The sequence below is a fragment of the Pseudomonas sp. LTR0 genome (genome assembly GCF_036630035.1).
Lineage (GTDB): Bacteria > Pseudomonadota > Gammaproteobacteria > Pseudomonadales > Pseudomonadaceae > Aquipseudomonas > Aquipseudomonas putida_Y.
On sequence record NZ_CP123734.1, the window covers coordinates 3,674,329 to 3,699,446 of the forward strand.

Sequence of the window (25,118 nt, forward strand, 5' to 3'; positions counted from 1 at the left end):
TTGATGGCAATCAATGAACCAAATATCCATTCAATAAAACCAGCGGCTGGCCGATACCTGTCGAAAGCCCTGCGGACTATCACCCATGCGTAACAACCAGCCGATTACCCAGAGAGAACGGACTTTCCCTGCCCAGCAGCGGTTGATCTCCACTACCAACGCCAAGGGTGTGGTGACCTACTGCAACGATGCCTTTATCGAAATCAGTGGTTTTACCCGCGAGGAGCTGACTGGCGCACCGCACAACCTGGTGCGCCACCCCGACGTACCGCCTGCCGTGTTTGCCCATATGTGGCAAACCCTCAAGCAGGGCCAGCCGTGGATGGGTATCGTCAAGAACCGCTGCAAGTCCGGCGACCATTACTGGGTCAACGCCTATGTCACCCCCATCTTCGATAACAACCAGGTCGTTGGCTTCGAGTCGGTGCGAGTCAAGCCCACCGCCGAGCAGATCCGCCGCGCCGAGGCTCTGTACCAGCGCATCAACCAAGGCAAGCCGCCGGTACCGCGCCGCGACAAGTGGCTGCCGGTGCTGCAGGACTGGCTACCGTTCATCCTGATCAGCCAGGTGGGCTTCCTGATTGGCAACTGGCTGGGTCATTCCTGGGGCTTTGCCTTGGCCGCAGGGCTTTCGGTACCACTGGGCCTGCTTGGCCTGAGCTGGCAGCAACGCGGCCTCAAGCGCCTGCTGCGCCTGGCCGAGCAAACCACTTCCGACCCACTGATCGCGCAGATGTACACCGACAGCCGTGGCGTGCAGGCGCGCCTGGAAATGGCCATGCTCAGCCAGGACGCACGCATGAAAACCTGCCTGACACGCCTACAAGACAGTGCCGAGCACCTGAGCGACCAGGCACGGCAGTCCGATGCCTTGGCGCACAAGAGCTCTTCGGGGCTGGAGCGCCAGCGGGTGGAGACCGAACAAGTCGCCGCTGCGGTAAACCAGATGGCTGCCACCACCCAGGAAGTGGCCAACCATGTGCAGCGCACCGCCGATGCCACCCAGGAAGCCAACCGCCTGACCAGCCAGGGCCGGCAGATTGCCGGAGAAACCCGCGAGGCCATCGAACGTCTGTCGGCGGCAGTGGGCGAAACCGGCCAGACAGTTACGCAACTGGCCAAAGACAGCGACGAGATTGGTGGCGTGGTCGACGTGATCAAGGGCATCGCCGACCAGACCAACCTGCTGGCGCTTAACGCAGCCATTGAAGCGGCGCGCGCCGGTGAAATGGGCCGTGGTTTTGCCGTGGTAGCTGATGAAGTACGTCAGTTGGCCCAGCGCACCGCCGAATCCACCGGGCAGATCCACGGCCTGATCGCCAAGCTGCAACAAACCGCCAGCAACGCAGTGCTGACCATGGAAACCGGCCACCGCCAGGCACAGGAAGGCGTTGATCGGGTAATGCAGGCCGACGAGGCGCTGGTAGGCATCAGCGAAGCGGTAGCCAATATCACCGACATGGCTACCCAGATTGCTGCTGCAACCGAGGAGCAGACCGCAGTGGCTGACGAGATCAGCCGCAACATCAGCACCATTGCCGAACTGGCCGACCAGACCGCCGAACAGGCGCAGCACTCGGCACTGCTGAGCGAGGAATTGACCAGCACTGCGGGCAGCCAGTATTCGCTGGTGGAGCGTTTCAACCGCTGAAGCTCACGGCTTGCCGCGCCACCGCTGTGGGTGGGCACCGGCTTTGCCGGTGTTCGCGGGCAAGCCCGCTCAAGGACCGCGTAAGCCCGCTTGCTGTGTCACCAGTCCAACCGCAAGCGGCTCTCGAAGTAGCGCTCTTCCCCGCTCAGCGGGTCCTCGAAACGCAGGCTTTGCGCCAGCAGTTTCAGCGGCCGCTGGTAGTCATCCTCTTCATTGAGCAATTGCGGATAGAACGGGTCATTGCTGATCCCTGCACCCAAAGCCGCCATGTGAACACGCAATTGATGGGTCTTGCCGGTCACTGGCGACAGCCCATAGCGCCATTGCTCACCGTTCTTCTCCAGCACCTCGGCCAGCGTTTCACTGTTGGCATCACCCTCCACCTCATGCATGCGGAAAAATGGCTCGCCATGCACCAGGCGGCTTTTGTGCACCAGCGGGAACACATGCTGCGGCATGGCAGCGGCAATGGCCTGGTAACGCTTGTCGATACGCCGCTCGGGGAACAGCCGCTGGTAAGCGCTGCGGCTGTGCGGGTTGGCAGAAAACAGCACAAGCCCGGCGGTGTGCCGGTCAATACGGTGCAACGGCACCAGGTGCGGGTTGTCCAGGCGACGGATCAGGCGGCGCAACAAAGTCTGCTCGACATATTCACCGGTCGGCGTCACCGGCAGAAAATGCGGTTTATCGGCCACCACCAGGTGCTCGTCCACATGCAGCACCACCTCCTGCACCGGGATCGGCCGTTCGTTCGGCACCTCACGGAAGTAATGCAAACGCATGCCACGCTTGTAAGGCAGGTCGGCGGCAACTGCCTGCCCCTCGGCATCCAGCACCCGGCCACGGGCAAAGCGGTCAAGCCACTGGGCGCGGTCAATAGCCTTGAAGTGATCACACAAGCAATCGAGCACGGTCACCCAGTTACCAGGTGGCAAGCACACCGTACTGGCTTGCTGGCGGGCGGGGTCGAAAGGCGTGGTCATGGCTGGGCTCGGGACATTGATGGCCGCGCATTATCGCCCAAGCCCGTGCCCTCAACCAGCCCGGGCCATCGCCTCGCAGCGCTCCTTCAGCCAGCGCAGTACCTGTACCGGCTCCCAGCGGCCAGGGTCATAGAGGGCATAGAGCAACCCCTGATAGCCCACCACATCCAACCCACGGTGGTAACCGGCCCGCTGGAACAAGGCCTCGATCTCGGCGAAGCAGGTATTGAAGTGGACTTTGCCGAACGGCGTGCAGTCGCCGGTTACCAGGCCTTCGAGGCGCAGTTCCAGAACGGCGTCAGCCACCCGTTCCACGGGCATGCGGTTGACGCTGTACTTGAGTTGCTCGACATTGAGCATGGCTTCACCTCGATACTGTATTTATATACAGCATACGAACATCCCCTTGCTGCCGTCAATGCGCTTCATTGCAGCCCCGCCAGGTAGCCGCTGCCTTTGCGCAGGGTCAGCACCTGCCTGCGCGGCGTGCCGCGCGTCACCGACAGATGCACCCATTTGTCGAATTCCAGGATCAACTGATCGAAGGGCACCGCACTTTCGCTGATTCGCCGGACAGTCTCGCGCGGGCTGACCTCGATCACCGTGAAGTCCGCCGCCAGCCCTTGTACGTGCTGGCTGTCGGAGGCGCCACCGATCAACCGGTTGACCCTTTCACTGCGATACCCGCTGCTGATGATGATGGGCGCGTCGAACAATGCACGTACCTGCTCCAGCGCACAGCACAGCAATTGCAGGTTGGCCCTGGCTTCGAGGGGCGGTGCATTATCGAACCCGTCCCGGGCGGCGAGCTGGGAAACGGTCATTTCATCGAAGGTGAAATGTGGAGTGATCAGCATGGCGAGCTATTCCGATGATGGAGAAGGTTACCGGCGACGGTGCGCCTGCAACAGATCATCAGCTCGCTTCACAAATCATGGAGCAGGGTTGCAACTCCTCTGCAGCCATCATTGCCCAAGAAAGGCCACCACTTGTTCGGTATCGAAGGGCCAGTGCAGCTCGGCGCCGTTGTCACAGCGCCGCAGCACCGGAATGATCAGGCCATAACGCTCGAACAAAGGCTCGCTCTCGGCGATGTCGACCAGCTCTACCAGCAGGCCATGATCGACGAGGGGCATCAACACGGCCTCGGCCACTTCGCACAGGTGGCAGCCGAGGGTACCGAACAGTTGACATTCAGGCAGCATGGGGCAGGTCCCGGGTTGGCGTACACAACAGCCTATTCTAGTGTGGTGTTTCACAAATAACGACCATAACTCGCGGCGCTTTTTGCGCTCATGCGGCGTTGTCGCTCCTCGCCGTAGCTGGGCTACGACTCGTCGCGACGCCTTGCCTGAGCGCAACAATCGCTCGCGAGTTATTGGCCGTATTTGCAAAACACCACACTAGGCCCGCCACGCCCACCCTGCACCTGACCTGGCTCAATCCTGGCTGGTAGCACCGATCCGGTGCAGCGACAGGTCCGCGCCCTGGAACTCCTGCTCATGGCTCAAGCGCAGGCCATGCAGCGCACGGATTGCTCCATACACGGCAAAGCCACCGGCCAAAGCCACCAGCACCCCCATCAGGCTGCCCAGCAGCTGGCTGACCAGGCTGACACCGCCCATGCCGCCCAACGCCACCTGGCCGAACACGCCACAGGCGATGCCCCCCCACACGCCACACAGGCCGTGCAATGGCCACACACCCAGGACGTCGTCGATTTTCCAGCGATTTTGCGCTGCGGTGAAAGTCCAGACAAAGAGCGCCCCCGCCACCAGGCCGGTGACCAGCGCTCCAACCGGGTGCATCAGATCGGAACCTGCGCAAATCGCAACCAGCCCGGCCAGCGGACCGTTATGCAGGAAGCCGGGGTCGTTGCGCCCGGCCAGCAACGCTGACAGGGTGCCACCCACCATGGCCATCAGCGAGTTGATCGCCACCAGGCCACTGACACCCTGCAAGGTTTGGGCACTCATGACGTTGAAGCCGAACCAGCCGATGATGAGGATCCACGAGCCCAACGCCAGAAAGGGAATGCTCGACGGCGCGAACGCCACCAAGCGGCCCTCGCGGTAGCGCCCACGGCGCGCGCCCAGCAGCAGCACCGCCGCCAGCGCCAGCCAGCCCCCCATGGCGTGTACCACCACGGACCCGGCAAAGTCATGGAACGGGGCGCCGAAGCGAGCCTGCAGCCAAGCCTGCACGCCCAGGTTGCCGTTCCACACCACACCCTCGAAGAACGGATAGACGAACGCCACGATCAATGCCGTGGCGCACAACTGCGGCACGAATCGCGCCCGCTCGGCGATGCCCCCGGAAATGATCGCCGGAATCGCCGCCGCAAAGGTCAGCAGGAAGAAGCACTTGACCAGTGCATAGCCATGGTCGACAGCCAGCGTCGCTGCCGGCTGGAAGAAGTTGACCCCATAAGCGATCCAGTAGCCTATAAAGAAGTAGACCAGCGCCGAGATGGCAAAGTCGCTGAGGATCTTCGACAAGGCGTTGACCTGGTTCTTGTGGCGCACCGTGCCCACTTCAAGAAACGCAAAGCCGGCATGCATGGCCAGCACCAAGATGGCGCCCATGAGAATGAACAGGGTGTTGGAACCGTGGACCAGAGAGTCCATAGCGCTGTGCATGTTTTCCATGAAATAGGCAGACCTGCTGAAAAAGGCACCAGGACAGTTCAAGAACCTGCATCCCTGCACCGAATCGGTGCCAGCCCCTACCCTGTTCACGTGAGCGGGGTGAAGCCTGCGTGGTTTTTTCTTGGGTTTGTCGTGGATTGGGTTAAGGTTTATCGGTATTCGCTGCGCCGGCGCCCTGAAACGGCGCAAAACCGGTCACAGGCGCTCCGCAACGTGGCAAAAACTTAGCAAGGCCCATACCAGCAGCCGCACTTGAACCTTCCATGCGTGCTGTCACTCGAACTACCAACACTCATCGACAGGGAGAGACCCATGGCCAGCAAATCGGCAAAGAATGCACAAGAGATATTGATGGCTGACTTCCAGGCCTTGGTGCGCGACACCGAGAAGCTGCTGGCCGACACCGCCAACCTGGCCGGCGACCAGGCCGACGAATTGCGCGAGCAGATTCACGAGCGCCTGGCCCAGGCCCGCGAAACCCTGCAACTGACCCAGGACTCGGTACGTGAACGGGGTCAGGCGGCGCTGGGCAGCGCCGAGCAGTACGTGCAGGAAAACCCGTGGCAGGCGATCGGCATCGCGGCCGGCGTCGGCCTGTTGATCGGTCTGCTGGCCAACCGGCGCTAAGGGGAACCCATGGAGAATGACGCCAACGGCGCCGGCGCTTCGGGCAAGCGCCTGGGTGCGGCCATGCTGGGGCTGCTGCACAGTCACATCGAGCTGTTCGGTATCGAGCTGCAGGAGCAGAAAGGCCGCACTTTGAGCCTGCTGCTGTTCGCCGGCCTGGCGCTGGTGTTCGCCCTGCTGCTGCTGACCGCACTGTCCGGGCTACTGCTGGTGCTGCTGTGGGACAGCTATCGACTGGCCGGTATCATTGGCCTGTGCGTGTTCTATGGCATTGCCGCACTGTACTGTGCCATGCGCCTGAAGGCGGCGGTGTTCGACGAATCATCGCCTTTCGGCGCCACCCTCGAAGAACTTGCCAAGGACAGGGAGCGCCTGTTGCCATGAGCCTGCCAGAACTGCCAAACACGCGTAACCCGCGTGAACTGCGCAAGGCGCTGCTGCGCCTGCGCATGGAGATGCACCGCCAGGAAATCCGCCATGAGTCCGGGCAGTTGCTTGAACCGCTGCGCCGCGTGCGCGGTATGGGCAGCTCACTACATGAAGGCCTGGGTATCAAGCATGCGCCACTGTGGGGCATCGGCGCCGTGGTGGCGCTGGGCTTTCTCACCGGCAAGGGCGTACGCAGCGGCAACCTGACGCGCCTGGTGCGCTTGGGCAGCACCCTGCTGCCGCTGGTGCGCCTCTACCTGCAAGGCGGCCGCCGCCCCTGACCTGCGCGCGACCCGGCAGCACAATGCCCTTGCTGCGGGGTATGCTGCTGCCTTCAAACTAAAGGAGTACGCGCCTTGGACTGGCACACCTTGCTTACCCGCGAACGGCTGGGCAAAGCCCTGTACAGCGCCGATGAACTCGGGCGCAGCCCCTTCCACAAAGACCATGACCGCATCATTTTCTCCGGTGCCTTTCGCCGCCTCGGCCGCAAGACCCAGGTGCACCCGGTGTCGAGCAACGACCATATCCATACGCGCCTGACTCATTCGCTGGAAGTCAGCTGCGTCGGCCGCTCGCTGGGCATGCGCGTCGGCGAAACCCTGCGCGACAACCTGCCGGACTGGTGCGCCCCCAGTGACCTGGGGATGATCGTGCAGTCAGCCTGCCTGGCCCACGACATCGGCAACCCGCCATTCGGTCACTCCGGCGAGGACGCCATTCGCCATTGGTTCCAGCAGGCCGCCGGGCGTGGCTGGCTGGACGACATGAGCGATGACGAGCGGGCCGACTTTCTAAACTTCGAAGGCAATGCCCAAGGCTTTCGCGTGCTCACCCAACTGGAATACCACCAGTTCGATGGGGGGACGCGGCTGACCTATGCCACCCTCGGCACCTACCTTAAATACCCTTGGAGCGCCCGCCATGCCGACGCCCTGGGTTACAAGAAGCACAAGTTCGGCAGCTATCAGAGCGAACTGCCGCTGCTTGAACAGATCGCCCGCAAGCTCGGCCTGCCGCAGCTGGAACACCAGCGCTGGGCGCGCCACCCGCTGGTGTATCTGATGGAGGCTGCCGATGACATCTGCTACGCGCTGATCGACCTGGAAGACGGCCTGGAAATGGAGCTGCTGCAATACACAGAAGTCGAAGGGCTGTTGCTCGACCTGGTCGGCGATGACCTGCCAGAAACCTACCGCCAGCTCGGCCCAAGCGACTCCCGCCGGCGCAAGCTGGCAATCCTGCGTGGCAAGGCCATCGAACACCTGACCAACGCCGCCGCCCATGCCTTCGTCGAGCAGCAGCAGGCGTTGTTGGCCGGGCAACTGGCGGGCGACCTGGTGGAACACATGCATGGCCCAGCCAAACGCTGCGTACTGCAAGCCAAGGACATGGCACGCAACAAGATCTTCCAGGACAAGCGCAAGACCCTGCACGAAATCGGCGCCTATACCACCCTGGAGATTCTGTTGAACACGTTCTGCGGGGCGGCCCTCGAACAGCACGGTGGACGCACGCCATCGTTCAAGAGTCGCAGGGTGCTGGACCTGATCGGCAACAATGCGCCAGACCCGCATGCCTCGTTGCACAGCGCCTTCCTGCGCATGATCGACTTCATTGCCGGCATGACCGACAGCTATGCCAGCGAAATGGCCCGGGAGATGACCGGGCGCTCCAGCCCGACCTGAACCGCGTCCGTGCAGCGCGGGCTCGGCCTGGCGCTGCACCACGCTTGCAGGAAACTTCCTACATCAACAGGAGCCAGACTAAACGGCACGAATATAAACTAATGAAAAGTTACCAAAATCGCTTTGACATCGAGTTAAGCACACCTAATCCGTAGCCCATTTTGTTTTATCTTGTAAGCCGTTTCCCATATAGGCCTAACAGCCATTCCCCGCACGCCCGACGACTTCCAACTGCGATAAGGTGCCCTCTGTCACCCTCAATCGATCGCAGGGAAATCGAACATGCACTCCATATTTATCGTTGACGACCATCCGGTAATTCGCCTGGCCGTCCGTATGCTGTTGGAAAACCAGAATTACAAGATTGTCGGCGAGTCGGACAACGGCGTAGACGCCATGCAGATGATCCGCGAGAGCAACCCCGACCTGGTCATTCTCGACATCAGCATCCCCAAGCTAGACGGCCTGGAGGTGCTGGCCCGCTTCCAGACCATGGCCCTGCCCTTGAAGGTTCTGGTATTGACTGCACAGTCCCCGGCCTTGTTTGCCGTACGTTGCATGCACTCAGGCGCAGCAGGTTATGTCTGCAAGCAGGAAGACCTGAGTGAACTGCTCAGTGCAATCAAGGCCGTACTGGCCGGTTATAACTATTTCCCCAGCCAGGCAATAAAAAACAACCAGACGACCGACAGTGACCTGCAACTTTTCCGACAGGTCAATGACCGCGAACTGATGGTACTTCAACTCTTCGCCCAAGGCCGCAGCAACAAGGAAATTGCCAAGGGCATGTTCCTCAGCAGCAAGACTGTCAGTACCTACAAGAAGCGCCTGATGCACAAACTGCAAGTCAATACGCTGGTCGACCTGATCGAGATGGCCAAGCGCAACGCGCTGGTCTGAACGTGGTCATGGCCCGAGCCATCAATCGCCTGCTGCTCGCCCTGCTGCTGTTCAGCGGCGCGACACAGGCTGTCCATCGCGAAGCCGCGTCCTTTACGTTGATCGCACGCTCATCGGCCCGACCGGTCCAGCCCGTGCTCACGCCCGAACAACGACAATGGCTCGAAGGCCGCCAGGAACTGGTGCTGGGTACGTCGGCACCCGACTATCCGCCGTTCGACATCACCGGTGGCGGCAACGACTACCAGGGCCTGACTGCCGAATATGCAAGCCTGATCGGCAAGGCCTTGCAGTTGCCGGTGAGGGTACTGCGTTTCTCCAGCCGGCAGGCGGCGGTAGAGGCGCTCAGGCACGGCGATATCGACCTGCTGGGCAGCGCCAATGGCTACGAAGCGGCCAGTGACGGCCTGGCACTGTCGCAGCCCTATGCCGTCGATCAACCCGTACTGGTAACGCGTGAAGACGAAAACCGGGCGCTGGACATGGACCTTGCCGGCATGCGCCTGAGCATGCTTTACCACTATTTGCCCAGACAGGAAGTCCTCAGCGCCTACCCCAAGGCCGAGCTGCTGGCCTTCAGTTCTTCCAGCCAGGCATTGAATGCCGTCGCGTTCGGCCAGGCCGACGTGTTCATCGGCGACACCATCTCCACGCACTACCAGCTCAACCGCGGCCATCTGCCCGGCCTGCGCATGGCCAACTTCGGCAAACACGAGGCCATCGGCTTCAGCTTTGCGTTGCGTCAGCAAGATACCTTGCTGCTGGACCTGGTGAACACCATCCTGGACAGGCAGAGCCCGGCCATACGCTCCAGTATCTTCAAACGCTGGAGCGCTGGCAGCGACCTGCTGCTGAGCGATCGCCAACTGCAGTTGAGCGAGGCCGAGCAGCAGTGGCTGCAGAAGCACCCGGTGATGCGCGTGGCGGCAGATGACGCGGCTGCACCACTGTCCTATTTCGATGATTCGGGGCATTTCCGAGGCATCACCGCCGACCTGCTGGAGCTCATTCGCCTGCGCACCGGGTTGCGTTTCGAAGTGCAGCGCGCCAGTGGCCTTGCCGACATGGTCGCCCGCCTCAAGGATGGCCGGGCTGATGTCATCGCCGCACTGGCCAGCGCCGGGAAAGCAGGGGACGACCTGCAAATCAGCCGCCCTTACCTCGAAAGCGCCTATGTGCTGGTAAACCGCAAGGGCAACAACACACTTAGCTCACTGGAGCAGTTGCAGGGGCACCGCATCGCCATTACCCGCTACAGCACCCTGAACGCCATGCTGTCCCGGGACTACCCCAAAATAAGCTGGGTCGAAACCGAAAGCGCGTTCTACTCCATGGCGTTGCTCAACAGTGGGGCCGTCGACGCGGTGATCACCACCCTGATCGACGCCAACCACGCCTTGGCCAGCAACCCTGAACTGGTCATCCGCACCTCGGTCGGCAGCGAACCCGCCAACTTCGCCATGGCCACCACTGGCCCGTCACAGGCGCTGCTGTCTATCCTCGACAAGGCTTTGCTGAGCATCTCACCGGAGGAGCTGGGGGTAATCAACAACCGCTGGCGCGGCTTTGGCAGGCATGAGGACGACAACGCCAAAGGCTACAGCCGCCTTGCCCTGCAGGTAGTGCTGGCCACCGCCGTGCTTCTGTTGCTGGCCTTGCTCTGGAATGCCCGCCTGCGCCTGCAAATTCGCCAGCGCCAGCACGCCGAACGCGCGCTGAATGACCAGCTGGCATTCATGCGCGCCCTGCTCAATGGTACACCCCACCCCATGTATGTGCGTGACCGCGAGGGTTGCCTGAAAAGCTGCAACTACAGCTACCTTGAAGCCGTGCAGGCCCGCTCCGACCAGGTGATCGGCAAAAAACTGAACGACAGCCTGTTTGCCGATTCCGAGCAAGCTCTGCAGATCCAGGCTGATTATCAGAAAGTCATGGCTGCGGGCTCGCCGCTGATCAAGGACCGTCCATTACGGATCAAGGGCCGGGACCTGACCATCTACCACTGGATCTTGCCGTACCGCGACTCCCTGGGTGAGGTGCAGGGGATCATCGGCGGCTGGATCGACATCAGCGAACGCCGCCAACTGGTCATGGAGCTGCGCCAGGCCAAGCAGCAGGCCGACGATGCCAACCGCGCCAAGAGCACGTTCCTGGCGACCATCAGCCACGAAATCCGCACCCCGATGAACGCCGTGATCGGCATGCTGGAACTGGCGGTCAAGCGCGCCGACCAGGGCCGGGTGGACCGCAGCGCGCTGGAACTGGCGCACCATTCGGCCAAAGACCTGCTAGGCCTGATCGGTGACATTCTGGACATCGTACGCATCGAGTCCGGGCACTTGTCCCTGGCCCCGGAGGTGGTCGACCTGGCGGCGCTGGTCGAATCGGTGGTGCGCATGTTCGATGGCCAGGCGCGGCAGAAAGGCCTGGCCCTGGAGGTGCAGATCGCTCCGGCCGCACGCTGCCATGTCCTGCTTGACCCGCTGCGCTTCAAGCAGGTGCTCTCCAACCTGGTGAGCAACGCCATCAAGTTCACCGAGCACGGTCAGGTACGCATCTGCGTCGCCCTGCTGGATGACGGTACCAGCACACCAGCGGTACTGGAGCTGGAGGTGCGCGACAGTGGCATCGGCATCCACCCCGACGACCTGCAGCGCCTGTTCAACCCGTTTATCCAGGCCAACCCGCACAGCCAGGGCGCCCGCGCAGGTACCGGGCTGGGCCTGGCCATCTGCCGCAACCTGTGCGAAATGATGGGCGGCAGCCTGTCCATGAAGAGCCTGGAGGATGTCGGTACCCAGGTGCGCCTGAAAATGCCGTTGCAACGGGTTGATGCCGCAGCGCAGCCGACACCTTTGCCCGAGCAGCTCGACGTGCCCGACCCACGGCTGAACGTGCTGGTCATTGATGACCACCCGGCCAACCTGCAACTGATGGCGCAACAACTTGGCTACCTGGGCCTGGAACACGCCAGCGCCCGCGATGGGCGGGAGGGCCTGGCCGCCTGGCGGGCAGGCGACTTCGATGTACTGGTACTCGACTGCAACATGCCGCACATGAACGGTTACCAGTTGGCGACTGCCGTGCGCGCCGAAGAACGCCATACCAGGCGGCCACGCTGCACCATCCTCGGCTATACCGCCAACGCACAGCCGGAGGTACGCCGCAAATGCCTGAACGCCGGCATGGACGACTGCCTGCTCAAGCCCATCAGCCTGAGCACCCTCAGCCAGCGCCTGGCTGGCATTTGCCCGCGCCGCCAGCAACGCCCCCGACGCAAGCTGTATCAACTGGACGGCCTGGCCGCCGTGGTCGGGCCTGACCCGGTCGACCGCCAGCGCTTCCTGGAGGCCTTGCAACAGAGCCTTCAGGTCGACCTGGCCAGCCTGATGGCGCTGCACCCGCAGCTTGATAGCCGCGCCATTGCCGAGCAGGCCCACAAGGTGCTCAGCGCAGCGCGCATGCTGGAAGCCCCTGACTTGATGGCGGCCTGTGAAGCCCTCGAGGCCAGCGGTTTGACCACTGCCCAGGTGCGCCTGCGGCGCCAGGCACTGGCACGACATATGCGCCGAGTGGACCGTGCACTGGCCAGGGAATTGACCACAAGCACAGTTACTCAGGCAGGCAGCCAGGCGTGTTAACTGGTAGACTGCGCGGCGTTATTACCTAAGAGGATTGTTTCATGGCCACAAACCGCTCCCGTCGTCTGCGCAAGAAGCTGTGTGTCGACGAGTTTCAGGAATTGGGCTTCGAGCTGAACCTGGAATTCAAGGAAGATCTGGATGACCAGGCAATCGATGCTTTCCTCGACGCGTTCCTGGAAGAAGCCATGGACGCCAACGGCCTGGATTATGTAGGCGGTGACGATTTCGGCCTGGTGTGCTCGGTCAAACGCGGCTCGGTCAGCGAAGAACAGCGCGCTGCTGTTGAAGCCTGGCTCAAAGGCCGTGGCGAACTGACCAAGATCGAAGTCAGCCCGCTGCTGGACGCCTGGTACCCGGAAAAGCCGATCAACAAGGCTGAGTGATACTTGTCAGCTTCGGGCTGAAAAGGTTCATTGCTGAAAAGGCCACCCCACTCGGGTGGCCTTTTTTATTGGCGTTGCTTTTCCGTCGAACGTGACGCATCGCGGCTGCGCTTGGGGCATAATGCGTACTGTTTACGTCGTGGGGCCATCATCTCTTACAGCCCCAAAGCCCTTTTCCCTCGCCGCAGGGTATTCGCTCACTATGATCAAAACGCTTCGACCCCTCATTCTTGCCGGCCTGCTGTTGCCGCTTGCCTTGCCCAGCCACGCCGCCGTCAATACCACCCTGCCTGCCAAAGTGCAGCAGGCGCTCAAGGCCAACAAGCTGCAGGACACAGCGCTGTCGCTGGTGATGCTGCCGCTTGACGGCCCCGGCACCCCGACCGTGTTCAATGCCGATGTGTCGGTGAACCCGGCGTCGACCATGAAACTGGTCACCACCTACGCCGCCCTCGAACTGCTTGGCCCGACCTTCCAGTGGAAAACCGAGTTCTACACTGACGGCACCCTGAGCAACGGCGTGCTTAACGGTAACCTCTACCTTAAAGGTGGCGGTGACCCCAAACTGAACATGGAAAAGCTGTGGCTGCTGATGCGTGACCTGCGCGCCAATGGCGTGCGCACCGTCACCGGTGACCTGGTGCTGGACCGCAGCCACTTCGTGCAACCCAACCTGCCGCAGTTCAACGATGACGGCGGCGATGAAAACAAGCCGTTCCTGGTCAAGCCCGACTCACTGCTGGTCAACCTCAAGGCCCTGCGCTTCGTGGCCCGTAATGATGGTGGCAAGGTCACCGTCGCAGTCGAGCCGCCGATTGCCCGCATCCGCATCGACAACCAGGTCAAGCCGGTAGCCTCGAAGAAATGCACCGGTGATGTACGCTACAACCCGGTGCCTCAGGCCGACGGCATCAGTGTAACGGTCAGCGGCCAACTGGGTGACGGCTGCAACTCGCAAACCTATCTGTCGCTGCTCGACCACCCAACCTACGCCGCCGGTGCCGTACGCGCCATCTGGAGCGAACTGGGCGGCAACATCCAGGGTGGCGACCGCATCGAGAATGTGCCCAAGAGCGCTCGCCTGCTGGCCCGCGCCTTCTCGCCCGACCTGGTGGAAGTGATCCGCGACATCAACAAGTACAGCAACAACACCATGGCCCAGCAGCTGTTCCTGAGCCTTGGCGCGCAGTTCCGCACCGATGCCGACGGTGACGACGCCCGTGCTGCCCAGCGCGTGGTACGCCAATGGCTGGCGAAAAAGGGCATTACCGCGCCGCACCTGGTGATGGAAAACGGCTCTGGCCTGTCGCGTGCCGAACGGGTCAGTACCCGGGAAATGGCCGAGATGCTCAAAGCCGCCTGGAAGAGCCCTTACGCCGCCGAGTTCATGAGCTCGATGCCGCTGGTGGGCATGGACGGCACCATGCGCAAGCGTCTCAAGCGCACCGCGATGACCGGTGAAGGGCACATCAAGACCGGCACACTGAACACTGTACGGGCGATTGCCGGCTTCAGCCGCGACAGCAACGGCCATACCTGGGCGGTGGCGGCGATCCTCAACGACCCCAAACCGTGGGGTGCCTCGCAGGTGCTGGACCAGGTGCTGCTTGACCTGTATCGCCAGCCGAAGCTGGCTGGCAGCACAGCGGCCAACTGACTCCACCTGCCATCACCCGGGCCGGCTCCCGCGCTCGACGCAGGCGCGGCCTTGGGTCGTGCAAGGGCCGCAAAGCGGCCCCTACGCCGACCGCGCGCGCGGTTTTATAGCGGCTCCCCCTCCACCCGGTCCCGCCCGGCCTGCTTGGCCGCATACACGCCGGCATCGGCGCGCAACAGCAAGGCATCGGCGCCCTCGCCCAACCGCCACTGCGCCACACCAAAGCTCGCGGTCACCTGGCCCACGCCTTCCACCGGCACATTGCGCACCCCTTGCCACAACTCCAGCGCCAGCAGCCGCGCCTGGTCGACATCGCTGCCCGGGCATAGCACCATGAACTCTTCCCCGCCCAAGCGGCAGAACACATCGGTACGCCTTAAACGCTGACCGATGCGCTGGCACAGGCTGCGCAGCACCCGGTCGCCGACGGCATGGCCGAAGCGGTCGTTGATGCGCTTGAAGTGATCAATATCGAGCATGATCACCGACAGTGCCAAACCATCGCGCTGGGCCCGTTCCAGTTCGATCTTGAGCCGCTCCTGGAAGTAGCGACGGTTATGGATACCGGTCAGCGAGTCGGTGACCGACAGCGCCCGCAACTCTTCTTCCACGCCCTTCAGGTCGGAGATGTCCGTCAGGTAGCCATGCCACAGGGTACAGCCCTGCTCGCCCACTTCCGGCGTCGCCTCGCCACGCACCCAGCGCAGCCCGGCCCGTGGCAGGCAGACCCGATACTCCTCGCGCCAGGGTGACAGGTGTTCGGCCGAATAGCGCACCGAGCGGCGCACGCGCTCCAGGTCATCGGGGTGGATACGTTCGAACACCGCCGCGGCATCCTCACGCAACTGCAGCAGGTCGACCTCATAGATGTCATACAGGCCCATGCTGGCGTATGGAAAGCAAGAATGGCCGTTGGCATCCAGGCGATATTGGTAGATGCCGCCCGGCACTTCGGCGCTGAGCTTTTCCAGCAACCGGTCACGCGCTGCCAACGCCTCATGCACCCGGCGCCGCTCGGTAACATCAATGCAGATGGCCAGGTAGCCAACCCACAACCCCTGTTCGTCGAGCATGGCAGTCACCAGCATGTTGGCGACCAACTGGCTGCCATCGGCTCGTAGCAAGGTCCACTCACCAGGCTCGGCCCCGTGCGCCTGCACCGTTTCCGCGAACATCGCCTGGCCGCCAGCAATGGCGCGGCCAAAGCGCAAGCTCAAGGCCTGAGCACGCAGGTTCAGTTCCTCCGGCAGTACCAGGTCGTCAAGGCGCAACCGGCCGATCGCTTCGCTGGCTGCGTAACCGAGCATGCGTTCGGCGCCGGCGTTGAACGTGCTGACCACCCCTTTGAGGTTGGTGGCGATGATCGCCACCTGGGTCGCGGCGTCCAGCACACTGCGCAGTTGGTTGTGGGTGCCACGCAACGACTGCTCGCTGACCTGCAGTTCGGCAGTACGCTGTGCAACCAGGGCCAGGGCGCGCTGACGCTGGCTTAACAGGCTGTAGAGCAGCACGCTGAGCAACAGGCTCAACAACCCGCCCAGCAAGCCGACCGCCAGCACTGCCGAGGTGCGGTTCGCCTGCACGAACGCCTGGCTCGGTTGAATATTCAGCTGGAAATGGTGATCGGCCAGGCGCAACACCGGGTTGCTGGCCAGCGCCAAGGGCGCGACTGGATTTTGTGAATCGAACATCACGACAGGGCCTTGTAACCCAGACGGGTCCGTGATGTGCACCACAAGGTTGTCATCGGCCGCTACCGGCCGCCCCTCGCTGACCAGCTCGCGCATGCTCAGCAAGGCCATCACATAGCCCGCGGCCGCACCACGGGGGTCGGCATCGGAAAATACCGGTGCCACCATCAGCAGGCCGGGCTCTGCCGAGTGGGTATCGAACAGGGTCAATGGCTCGGACACCGCCATGCTGCCCGGCCCCAGCGCCCGCGCCAGGGCTGCCTGGGGCCCGCTTTGACCCGCGAGGTCCAGGCCATAAGGCAACCCGGGCCGATCGCCCGACTGGGTATAGAGCACCGGGAAGTAATGGTCGCGCTGCGACGCCGGGCGCCACTGGCCTTGCGCATCCAGGTCACGAATCACATAGCCTGGGCCGGTATGGGCACTGGCCAGGCGCTCGAATTCGGCGCGTTGCCCAGCCTCGACGCGCGGCGCCCAGGCATAGGCCAGGGTGCGTTGCAGCAGTGGCCGGGCATAGCCGTCGAATTCGCGCAGGGTGATTTCGCTGGAAAAGCTGAAAAACCGTCGCAGCCCGTCCAGGCGCTGCTGCTGCTCGTCAAAGCGCTCGGCAATACGGCTGAAGCGCTCGCTGGCCAGCAGCTCGAAGCGCTGGCGCAGCTGCTGCTTGTAGAAGGTGTGCGCGGCAAATGCCAGGGCAGCGGTCAACAAGCCGCCGGCCACCAGTGCGATCAGCGCCATCGCCCAGGCAGACACCCTCTCTGTGCACAAGCCAAGTAACCGCGCACGCACGCCACCCTTTGACATACACCCATCTCGTCACGTCAGCGTCCTGCGGATTATCTTGCCCTGACCTCAGTTATAGCTATTGGCCATTAGCCGCGCAATGTACCTCGTCGCCTTACCGAAGCTGCAAACGCCAGGCGCGATGGATACGGTTATTTCGGGCGAAGTCCGGGTCCAGGGTCTGGGCGCTGATTTCTTCCACCACGTAACGCGCCATCAGGTGCTCGTCCAGCTGGAACTTGCGGAAGTTGTTGGAGAAATACAGCACGCCACCCGGCGCCAGGCGGGCCATGGCCAGGTCCAGCAGCTGCACATGATCACGCTGCACGTCGAATACGCCTTCCATGCGCTTGGAGTTGGAGAAGGTTGGCGGGTCGATGAAGATCAGGTCGTAGCTGTCACGGTTGCCTTCCAGCCAGGCCATTACATCGCTCTGTTCCAGGCGATTGCGCTCGGAATAGCCATTGAGCGCCAGGTTACGCCGGGCCCAGTCCAGGTAGGTCTTCGACAAGTCGACGCTGGTGGTGCTGCGCGCACCGCCCTTGGCCGCGTGCACAGTGGCCGTGGCGGTGTAGCAGAACAGGTTGAGGAAGCGCTTGCCGGCAGCCTCGCGCTGGATGCGCATACGCATCGGGCGGTGGTCAAGGAACAGGCCGGTATCCAGGTAGTCGGTGAGGTTGACCAGCAGCTTGACGCCACCTTCGCTCACCTCCTGGAAGCGGCCCTCAGTGGCCTGACGTTCGTACTGGCGCGTGCCGCTCTGCCGCTCGCGACGCTTGAGCACTACACGCTGCGGCGAAATACCCAGCGCCTGCGGGATGGCCGCCAGTGCATCGAGCAGGCGCGCCTGAGCCTTGTCCGGGTCGACCGAACGTGGCGCGGCGTATTCCTGCACGTGTACCCAGTCCTGGTACAGGTCGACCGCCAGGGCATATTCGGGCATGTCGGCATCGTACAGGCGGTAGCAGTCGATCTGCTCGCGACGGGCCCACTTGCCCAGTTGCTTGAGGTTCTTTTGCAGGCGGTTGGCGAACATCTGCGCGCCTTCCGACAGCCGCGCTGGCTCGCTGGCCTGCGGCGCCTGCTGACGGGTTTCGGTGCCTTCAGGCTGCGCTTCGCGACGTTCACCCGTGACGAACTGGTCAGGCTGCACCTTGAACAGCAACAGCTTGCATGGCAATGCGCCGTTCCAGAACGCGTACTGCTTGTGGCTACGAATGCCCATGCGCTTGCCCAGTTGCGGCGCGCCGGTGAATACCGCTGCTTCCCAGCCCATGCAGGCCTGGCGCAGGCGCTCGCCCAGATTCTGGTAGAGGTACAGCAGGCTGGCTTCGTCACCCAGACGCTCGCCGTAGGGCGGGTTGCTGATGACCAGACCTTTCTGGTTCTGGTCCGGACGTGGCTCGAAGGTGCTGACTTCGCCCTGGTAGATCTTTACCCAGTCGCCCAGGCCGGCACGCTCGACGTTGTTGCGGCCCGGCTGGATCAGCCGCGGGTCAGCCTCGTAGCCACGGATCCACAATGGTGGCTTGGCCAGGCCGGCCTGCGCGCGCGCCTGCGCTTCGTCATGCACCTTGCGCCACAGCGCCGGCACATGGCCGAGCCAGGCACTGAAGCCCCAGCGTTCGCGCTTGAGGTTAGGGGCGATATCGGCGGCGATCATGGCTGCCTCGACCAGGAAGGTACCCACACCGCACATCGGGTCGGCCAGCGCACCACCTTCGGCAGCAATACGCGGCCAGCCAGCACGGATCAACACCGCTGCCGCCAGGTTTTCCTTCAGTGGCGCGGCGCCTTGCTGCAGGCGGTAGCCACGCTGGTGCAGGCTGTGCCCGGACAGGTCGAGGGACAGAATGGCCTCGCCACGGTCCAGGCGCAGGTGCACACGCACGTCAGGGTCGATCTTTTCCACGGACGGGCGCAGGCCTTCGCGGTTACGCAGCTTGTCGACGATCGCATCCTTGACCTTCAGCGCACCGAAATGGGTATTGTCGATGCCTGAGCCATGGCCGCTGAACTCCACAGCCAGGGTGCCGTCGGCTGCCAGGTGGTCGGCCCAGTCGACCGCGTGCACACCGTCGTAAAGGTCGTCGGCGTTCTTCATCGAGAAGCGCTTGAGCACCAGCAATACGCGGTTGGCCAGCCGCGACCAGACACACAGGCGGTAAGCAGTTTCCATGTCGGCGGCGCCGCGAATGGCCGAGGTGTGCTCGCGCACCTCGTCAAGGCCGAGGCCTTTGGCCTCTTCGGCGAGCAGGCTTTCAAGGCCTTTGGGACAGGTGAGGTAAAGTTCGAAACGGTCCGACATGAGTATTCCAGCGCCTTGGGCTATTTGACTGACGGGGCGACGCATCGCCCCGCGATGTTTGCCCGTACACCTTTCCAGCAGGCGTGCGGGTGGCCCTCTGCGCACACAAAGTGCAGCAGAAAAGCCGGGCCGCCTGACCGATCCGTGCCTGGCCCAGTGGCAAAGACAGCTTAGATCATCAGGCAGTACGAGAAATTCTGGCGACCTGCGGGCCGATGTGACCCTTCGTCGCATTTCAAATTATTTCTGTCATCCGCAAACAACGCTGGCGAAATGACGTCAAAGAACGGCAAAACCCGATCATTACGGGGCTGAACACCAAACAAGGTTGAGTCGCATTTATTTACTTATCCCCTGACCCTTGGAAAGGTTACGTGCTTATGACAAAACGGTCATTCACACCGTGACTCGCATTCGATAGAACTGGTCTCAGGCCACTTCGCAACGAGGCGGCACTTTCAGCTCGCCACGCCGGCAGCGAGCGCAAACCGGCAGAACGACTCTGCCCGGCCTCGGAGAGGCCGACGGGACATTACAGTCAACAAGTGAGGGCAACACCCTATGAGAAGACTTAAGCGTGATCCGTTGGAAAGAGCATATTCACGTGGTTACCAATACGGGGTCACCGGCAAATCCCGCGAACTTTGCCCCTTCAATCTTCCTTCTGTTCGCCAAGCCTGGATCAACGGCTGGCGTGAAGGTCGCGGTGATAACTGGGACGGAATGACTGGCACCGCTGGCATCCATAGACTCAACGAAAATCACGCCGTTGGCTGAACGAGGACACTGAATTCGATTTACCATGCACGCCCCATCCGGGCGGCGGGCGAAGGCCCAGGGGCCCCTTGAAGGGGCCCTTTTTTATGCCTTGGCAAACCTCATCAGCCGTACCCACGCCCCTCGAATGGGCCTGTCAGATCAGCGCGGCATTGCCGCGATAGCATCCACCGCTTCGCGAATCAGCGCCGGCCCCTTGTAAATGAAGCCCGAGTAAATCTGCACCAGGCTCGCCCCGGCCGCGATCTTTTCAGCAGCATGGCGGCCTTCGGTAATGCCACCGGCGGCGATGATCGGCAACTTGCCGCCCAGCTCACCTGCCAGCACCTTGACGATATGGGTGCTCTTTTCCAGCACCGGCGCGCCCGACAGGCCGCCCGCCTCGCCACCGTATGGCAATGCTTCGACACCTTCACGGCCCAGCGTGGTGTTGGTGGCGATCACCGCATCCATGCCCGACTCCATCAGCGCGGCGGCCACCAGCGCCGTTTCTTCGTCGCTCATGTCCGGCGCAATCTTGATTGCCAGCGGCACGCGCTTGCCGTGTGTGCCGGCCAGTTGCTCGCGGCGCTCGGCCAGGGCGTCGAGCAACTGCTTGAGCGAGTCCCCAAACTGCAGGCTGCGCAGGCCCGGGGTATTCGGCGAGCTGACATTGACCGTGATGTAGCTGGCGGCAGTGTAGACCTTGTCCAGGCAGATCAGGTAGTCATCGACGGCACGCTCGACCGGTGTGTCGAAGTTCTTGCCGATGTTGATGCCCAGCACCCCCTTGTAGCGCGACGCGCGTACGCGCTCGAGCAGGTGATCAACGCCCAGGTTGTTGAAGCCCATGCGATTGATGATGGCCGTGGCTTCCGGCAGGCGGAACAACCGCGGCTTGGGGTTGCCTGGCTGCGGACGCGGGGTGACAGTGCCGATTTCGACAAACCCGAAGCCCAACTGGGCGAAGCCGTCGATGGCCGCGCCGTTCTTGTCAAGGCCAGCAGCCAGGCCCACCGGGTTGGCGAAGTTCAAGCCCATGACCGAAACCGGCAATGACGCCGGTTGCTTGCACAGCATGCCGTTGAGGCCCATACGGCCACCGGCGCCGATCAGGTCCAGGGACAGGTCGTGGGAAGTTTCCGGGGAAAGCTTGAACAGCAGCTGGCGGGCCAGGGTATACATGGGCGGGCAAGGCTCAGGGTGAGTGAGGGGGCGATTATAGCCAGCGAGGGGCTGACAGGACAGCAAATCGTGGAGCGCTTGGCACATCGGTTGCACCCGTTCAGCCCACAGCCTTATCAGTAAGGGCGAGGACTCTTGTGAACACTGTACCCCGAGCAACGCCCCTGGCCTGGGTCAACGGCAGCGATGCGCCGGAAAAAACCAGCCTGAACATCGGCTACATGGCCCTGACCGACTGCGCTTCGGTGGTGGTCGCCGCCACCCAGGGCTTCGCCCAGCAGCACGGCCTTACCCTCAACCTCAAGCGCCAGGGCTCGTGGGCCGGGCTACGCGACAAGCTGGTCAGCGGCGAGCTGGACGCCGCGCATTGCCTGTATGGCCTGGTCTACGCCGTGCACCTGGGCATTGGCGGCGTACCTGCCAGCGACATGGCCGTGCTCATGGGGCTGAACCAGAACGCCCAGGCTATCAACCTGTCCCCTGCCCTGCAGCGCAAGGGCGTGACCAACCCTGAGGCGCTGGCGCGCCTGGTGCACCAGCATGGCGCACGCCTGACGTTCGCCCAGACATTCCCCACTGGCACCCACGCCATGTGGCTGTATTACTGGCTGGCCAGCCAGGGCATCCACCCGCTGCGCGACGTCGACAGCGTCGTGGTGCCACCGGCGCAAATGGCTGCACACCTCCAGGCCGGGCGCATTGACGGCTTCTGCGTCGGTGAACCCTGGGCCGCCGACGCCGTGGCCAAAGGCCAAGGCTTCACCCTGGCCACCAGCCAGTCGATCTGGCCGGATCACCCGGAAAAGGTCCTGGCCTGCGCGCGCGCCTTTACCGAGCAATACCCCAACAGCGCCCGCGCGCTGATCAAGGCGATCCTCACCGCCAGCCGGTTCATCGAGCAAAGCCCGGAAAACCGCCGCAGCACCGCGCAACTGCTGAGCGCAAGCGCCTACCTGGACACCCCGCTGGACAGCATAGCCCCTCGCCTGCTCGGCCACTATGAGGACGGCCTGGGCAACCAATGGCAAGACCCGCATGCCCTGCGCCTGTTCGACCAAGGGCGGGCCAACTTGCCCTATCTGTCCGACGGTATGTGGTTCATGACCCAGTTCCGCCGTTGGGGCCTGCTGCGCGAAGACCCCGACTACCTCGGCGTGGCCCGGCAGGTCCAGCAACTGCAGCTGTACAGCGAGGCCGCACAGAGCCTGGGCATCGCTTGCCCGGGCCAGCCGATGCGCAGCAGCCTGCTGATCGATGGCTCCCGCTGGGACGGCAGCGACCCCTTCGGCTATGCCCGAAGTTTCAGCTTGCATGCCTTGGGCGACCTGCCCGATGCCCGTGTCGGCGTGTGAGGGGGGAGGACGAACATGTTGCGCATCCTGCTGATCGACGACACCCAGAGCAAGCTAGGTCGTCTCCGGGCGGCATTGAGTGAGGCCGGCTTCGAAATCATTGAAGCCCCGGACCTGACCATCGACCTGCCCGCCTGCGTCGAAACGGTGCGCCCGGACGTAGTGCTGATCGATACCGACTCACCAGACCGTGACGTGATGGAACAGGTAGTGCTGGTCAGCCGTGACCAGCCGCGGCCCATCGTGTTGTTCACCGACGAGCACGACCCCGGGATGATGCGCCAGGCCATTCAGGCAGGGGTCAGCGCCTATATTGTCGAGGGCATCCATGCTGCGCGGCTGCAGCCGATCCTGGATGTGGCCATGGCCCGCTTCGAAAGCGACCAGGCACTCAAGGCGCAGTTGCTTGCGCGCGACCAGCAATTGGCCGAACGCAAGCGCATCGAGCAGGCCAAGGGTTTGCTGATGAAGATGAAGGATTGCAACGAAGAGCAGGCCTATACCCTCATGCGTCGCCAGGCCATGAGCCGGCAGCAGAAGCTGATCCAGGTGGCCGAACAGATCATTGCCATGCATGAGATGCTCGGCTGATGCGCTGGGCGTGAGATTTTTGGCGCCTGGCAGATCGAGCGCCGCCCGCGCGGCGCATCGCGAGCTGCGCTCGCTCCTACGCTTGTTTCGGGCCAATTATTTCTGTGCCATTTGCGCGCGAACGCTTTGGCGTATGGCGCAAGATCGCACCGTACAAACAAGGCGGTCGCGCGCGCCTGTAACAGGCGTTACTGGCCAAAAACAAACGCAGATCGAGCGCCGCCCGCGCGGCGCATCGCGAGCTGCGCTCGCTCCTACGTTTGTTTCGGGCCAATTATTTCTGTGCCATTTGCGCGCGAACGCTTTGGCGTATGGCGCAAGATCGCACCGTACAAACAAGGCGGTCGCGCGCGCCTGTAACAGGCGTTACTGGCCAAAAACAAACGTAGGAGCGAGCGCAGCTCGCGATGCGCCGCGCGGGCGGCGCTCGATTTAACAGGCGCTGAAGACCTTAAGACAAACCCTACCAACAGTTGGCCCATCTCTTGCTGAACAAATCTCACCGGTAGCCAACGGCGGTTACCCCACTTGAATCCCGACAAAGACGTCGCTCTCCCCTCCACGCCCGTGGAGCGGGTAGCGGCGTCTTTTTCGTTCCGTTGCACTACCGAGTGAGGTGTTCGATGAGTACCAGCTTCTGGAAATCCGGGCATGTGCCCACGCTGTTCGCCGCGTTTCTGTACTTCGACCTCAGCTTCATGGTCTGGTACCTGCTGGGCCCGCTGGCGGTGCAGATTGCTGCCGACCTGCAACTGAGCGCACAACAACGGGGCCTGATGGTCGCCACACCGATCCTGGCCGGGGCGCTCCTGCGTTTTGCCATGGGCGTTCTGGTCGATCGCCTGTCGCCCAAGACTGCCGGCCTGATCGGCCAGGTGGTGGTTATCCTCGCCCTGGCTGCAGCCTGGTACCTTGGCGTGCACAGCTATGAACAGGCACTGCTGCTAGGTGTATTCCTGGGCTTTGCCGGTGCGTCCTTCGCCGTCTCGCTGCCGCTGGCTTCGCAGTGGTACCCGCCACAGCACCAAGGCAAGGCCATGGGCATCGCCGGCGCCGGCAACTCCGGCACGGTGTTCGCAGCCTTGCTGGCACCGGCACTGGCAGCAGGCTTTGGCTGGAACAATGTATTCGGCTTTGCCCTGATCCCGCTGTCACTGGCCCTGGTGGTGTTCGCACTGCTGGCGCGCAATGCTCCGCAACGGCCCAAGCCGAAAGCCATGGCCGACTACCTCAAGGCACTGGGCGACCGTGACAGCTGGTGGTTCATGTTCTTCTACAGCGTTACCTTCGGCGGCTTCATCGGCCTGGCCAGCGCCCTGCCCGGCTACTTCAGCGACCAATACGGCCTGAACCCGGTTACCGCCGGCTACTACACCGCCGCTTGCGTGTTCGCCGGCAGCCTGATGCGCCCGCTCGGCGGCGCCCTGGCTGACCGTTTTGGCGGCATCCGCACCCTCCTGGGCATGTACAGCGTGGCCGCCATCTGCATTGCCGCAGTCGGTTTCAACCTGCCCTCTGCCGCGGCCGCACTGGCGCTGTTCGTCAGCGCCATGCTCGGCCTGGGGGCCGGCAATGGCGCAGTCTTCCAACTGGTGCCACAACGCTTCCGCCAAGAGATCGGGGTAATGACCGGCCTGATCGGGATGGCCGGTGGCATCGGCGGCTTCCTGTTGGCGGCCGGGCTGGGCACCATCAAGCAGCACACGGGCGATTACCAGCTGGGGCTATGGCTGTTCGCCAGCCTGGGCCTGCTGGCCTGGTTCGGCCTGCACGGTGTGAAACAGCGCTGGCGCACCACCTGGGGCTCGACTGCAGTCACTGCAGCGCGGGTCTGAGGCACGC

The 25,118-nt window shown here is 62.9% G+C and carries 21 protein-coding genes; 13 read left to right on the forward strand and 8 right to left on the reverse strand.

All coding sequences use genetic code 11. The features are described from left to right. Window positions 1-85 precede the first annotated feature (85 nt). Window positions 86-1,651 (forward strand): PAS domain-containing methyl-accepting chemotaxis protein, encoded by a 1,566-nt coding sequence (locus QCL51_RS16960; protein WP_014591799.1) that lies wholly within the window; start codon window positions 86-88, stop codon window positions 1,649-1,651. Window positions 1,652-1,749: 98 nt separating this feature from the next. Here the strand turns inward: QCL51_RS16960 and QCL51_RS16965 are convergent, their stop codons facing one another. The 5 genes from QCL51_RS16965 to QCL51_RS16985 all read right to left on the reverse strand — a co-directional run bounded on the left by QCL51_RS16965 (window position 1,750) and on the right by QCL51_RS16985 (window position 5,282). Beyond that, window positions 1,750-2,634 (reverse strand): pseudouridine synthase, encoded by an 885-nt coding sequence (locus tag QCL51_RS16965; RefSeq protein WP_021785449.1) that lies wholly within the window; start codon window positions 2,632-2,634, stop codon window positions 1,750-1,752. A 51-nt stretch (window positions 2,635-2,685) separates the two neighbouring features. Beyond that, window positions 2,686-2,994, reverse strand: a complete 309-nt coding sequence (locus tag QCL51_RS16970) for a transcriptional regulator (RefSeq protein WP_103443928.1) — start codon at window positions 2,992-2,994, stop codon at window positions 2,686-2,688. Window positions 2,995-3,059: 65 nt separating this feature from the next. Then, window positions 3,060-3,491, reverse strand: coding sequence for a D-Ala-D-Ala carboxypeptidase family metallohydrolase (locus QCL51_RS16975; protein ID WP_021785451.1), 432 nt, complete (start codon window positions 3,489-3,491; stop codon window positions 3,060-3,062). A gap of 108 nt (window positions 3,492-3,599) precedes the next feature. Continuing rightward, window positions 3,600-3,839, reverse strand: coding sequence for a glutaredoxin family protein (locus QCL51_RS16980; RefSeq protein WP_010953106.1), 240 nt, complete (start codon window positions 3,837-3,839; stop codon window positions 3,600-3,602). Between the two features lie 234 nt (window positions 3,840-4,073). Next, window positions 4,074-5,282: an ammonium transporter gene (locus QCL51_RS16985; RefSeq protein ID WP_021785452.1), complete on the reverse strand. Its 1,209-nt coding sequence runs from the start codon at window positions 5,280-5,282 to the stop codon at window positions 4,074-4,076. A gap of 312 nt (window positions 5,283-5,594) precedes the next feature. On the opposite strand from QCL51_RS16985, the gene QCL51_RS16990 reads away from it, so the two are divergent. From QCL51_RS16990 to dacB, 8 genes are all read left to right on the forward strand, one after another. Beyond that, window positions 5,595-5,909 (forward strand): YqjD family protein, encoded by a 315-nt coding sequence (locus tag QCL51_RS16990; protein ID WP_021785453.1) that lies wholly within the window; start codon window positions 5,595-5,597, stop codon window positions 5,907-5,909. A gap of 9 nt (window positions 5,910-5,918) precedes the next feature. Further along, window positions 5,919-6,293 (forward strand): phage holin family protein, encoded by a 375-nt coding sequence (locus QCL51_RS16995; RefSeq protein WP_021785454.1) that lies wholly within the window; start codon window positions 5,919-5,921, stop codon window positions 6,291-6,293. Further along, window positions 6,290-6,619 (forward strand): hypothetical protein, encoded by a 330-nt coding sequence (locus QCL51_RS17000; protein ID WP_003248704.1) that lies wholly within the window; start codon window positions 6,290-6,292, stop codon window positions 6,617-6,619. The genes QCL51_RS16995 and QCL51_RS17000 overlap by 4 nt, the downstream gene beginning before the upstream one ends. A 75-nt stretch (window positions 6,620-6,694) precedes the next feature. Continuing rightward, complete coding sequence (locus tag QCL51_RS17005; protein ID WP_021785455.1) at window positions 6,695-8,026, forward strand: deoxyguanosinetriphosphate triphosphohydrolase; 1,332 nt, start codon at window positions 6,695-6,697, stop codon at window positions 8,024-8,026. Window positions 8,027-8,308: 282 nt separating this feature from the next. Next, entirely contained in the window at window positions 8,309-8,926 is a 618-nt protein-coding gene (locus tag QCL51_RS17010) for a response regulator transcription factor (RefSeq protein WP_021785456.1), read from the forward strand. An 8-nt stretch (window positions 8,927-8,934) separates the two neighbouring features. Beyond that, on the forward strand, window positions 8,935-12,567 hold the full coding sequence (locus tag QCL51_RS17015; RefSeq protein ID WP_338443799.1) for a transporter substrate-binding domain-containing protein: 3,633 nt from the start codon (window positions 8,935-8,937) through the stop codon (window positions 12,565-12,567). Between the two features lie 41 nt (window positions 12,568-12,608). Beyond that, a complete protein-coding gene (locus tag QCL51_RS17020) occupies window positions 12,609-12,953 on the forward strand; it encodes a YggL family protein (protein ID WP_021785458.1) in 345 nt (114 codons plus the stop codon). A 202-nt stretch (window positions 12,954-13,155) separates the two neighbouring features. Then, the gene (gene dacB, locus QCL51_RS17025) at window positions 13,156-14,610 is read left to right on the forward strand and encodes a D-alanyl-D-alanine carboxypeptidase/D-alanyl-D-alanine-endopeptidase (RefSeq protein ID WP_021785459.1); all 1,455 of its coding nucleotides are present in this window, start codon (window positions 13,156-13,158) and stop codon (window positions 14,608-14,610) included. A 104-nt stretch (window positions 14,611-14,714) separates the two neighbouring features. Here the strand turns inward: dacB and QCL51_RS17030 are convergent, their stop codons facing one another. Beyond that, window positions 14,715-17,105, reverse strand: coding sequence for a GGDEF domain-containing protein (locus QCL51_RS17030; RefSeq protein WP_028697558.1), 2,391 nt, complete (start codon window positions 17,103-17,105; stop codon window positions 14,715-14,717). Between the two features lie 94 nt (window positions 17,106-17,199). Next, complete coding sequence (rlmKL, locus tag QCL51_RS17035) at window positions 17,200-19,392, reverse strand: bifunctional 23S rRNA (guanine(2069)-N(7))-methyltransferase RlmK/23S rRNA (guanine(2445)-N(2))-methyltransferase RlmL (protein WP_021785460.1); 2,193 nt, start codon at window positions 19,390-19,392, stop codon at window positions 17,200-17,202. A 561-nt stretch (window positions 19,393-19,953) separates the two neighbouring features. Here rlmKL and QCL51_RS17040 point away from each other — a divergent pair. Beyond that, window positions 19,954-20,169 carry a ribosome modulation factor gene (locus tag QCL51_RS17040; RefSeq protein ID WP_003248687.1) on the forward strand — a complete coding sequence of 72 codons (216 nt, stop codon included), beginning with the start codon at window positions 19,954-19,956 and terminating at the stop codon, window positions 20,167-20,169. Window positions 20,170-20,310: 141 nt separating this feature from the next. Here QCL51_RS17040 and QCL51_RS17045 read toward each other — a convergent pair whose 3' ends face one another. Continuing rightward, a complete protein-coding gene (locus tag QCL51_RS17045; protein WP_021785461.1) occupies window positions 20,311-21,333 on the reverse strand; it encodes a quinone-dependent dihydroorotate dehydrogenase in 1,023 nt (340 codons plus the stop codon). A 137-nt stretch (window positions 21,334-21,470) separates the two neighbouring features. Between QCL51_RS17045 and QCL51_RS17050 the strand changes: the two genes are divergently transcribed. The 3 genes from QCL51_RS17050 (at window position 21,471) to QCL51_RS17060 (ending at window position 25,111) form a co-directional block, all read left to right on the forward strand. Next, the gene (locus QCL51_RS17050) at window positions 21,471-22,685 is read left to right on the forward strand and encodes a CmpA/NrtA family ABC transporter substrate-binding protein (RefSeq protein ID WP_021785462.1); all 1,215 of its coding nucleotides are present in this window, start codon (window positions 21,471-21,473) and stop codon (window positions 22,683-22,685) included. A gap of 15 nt (window positions 22,686-22,700) precedes the next feature. Continuing rightward, on the forward strand, window positions 22,701-23,276 hold the full coding sequence (locus QCL51_RS17055) for an ANTAR domain-containing protein (RefSeq protein WP_003248677.1): 576 nt from the start codon (window positions 22,701-22,703) through the stop codon (window positions 23,274-23,276). A gap of 623 nt (window positions 23,277-23,899) precedes the next feature. Then, the gene (locus tag QCL51_RS17060; RefSeq protein ID WP_021785495.1) at window positions 23,900-25,111 is read left to right on the forward strand and encodes a nitrate/nitrite transporter; all 1,212 of its coding nucleotides are present in this window, start codon (window positions 23,900-23,902) and stop codon (window positions 25,109-25,111) included. Window positions 25,112-25,118 lie beyond the last annotated feature (7 nt).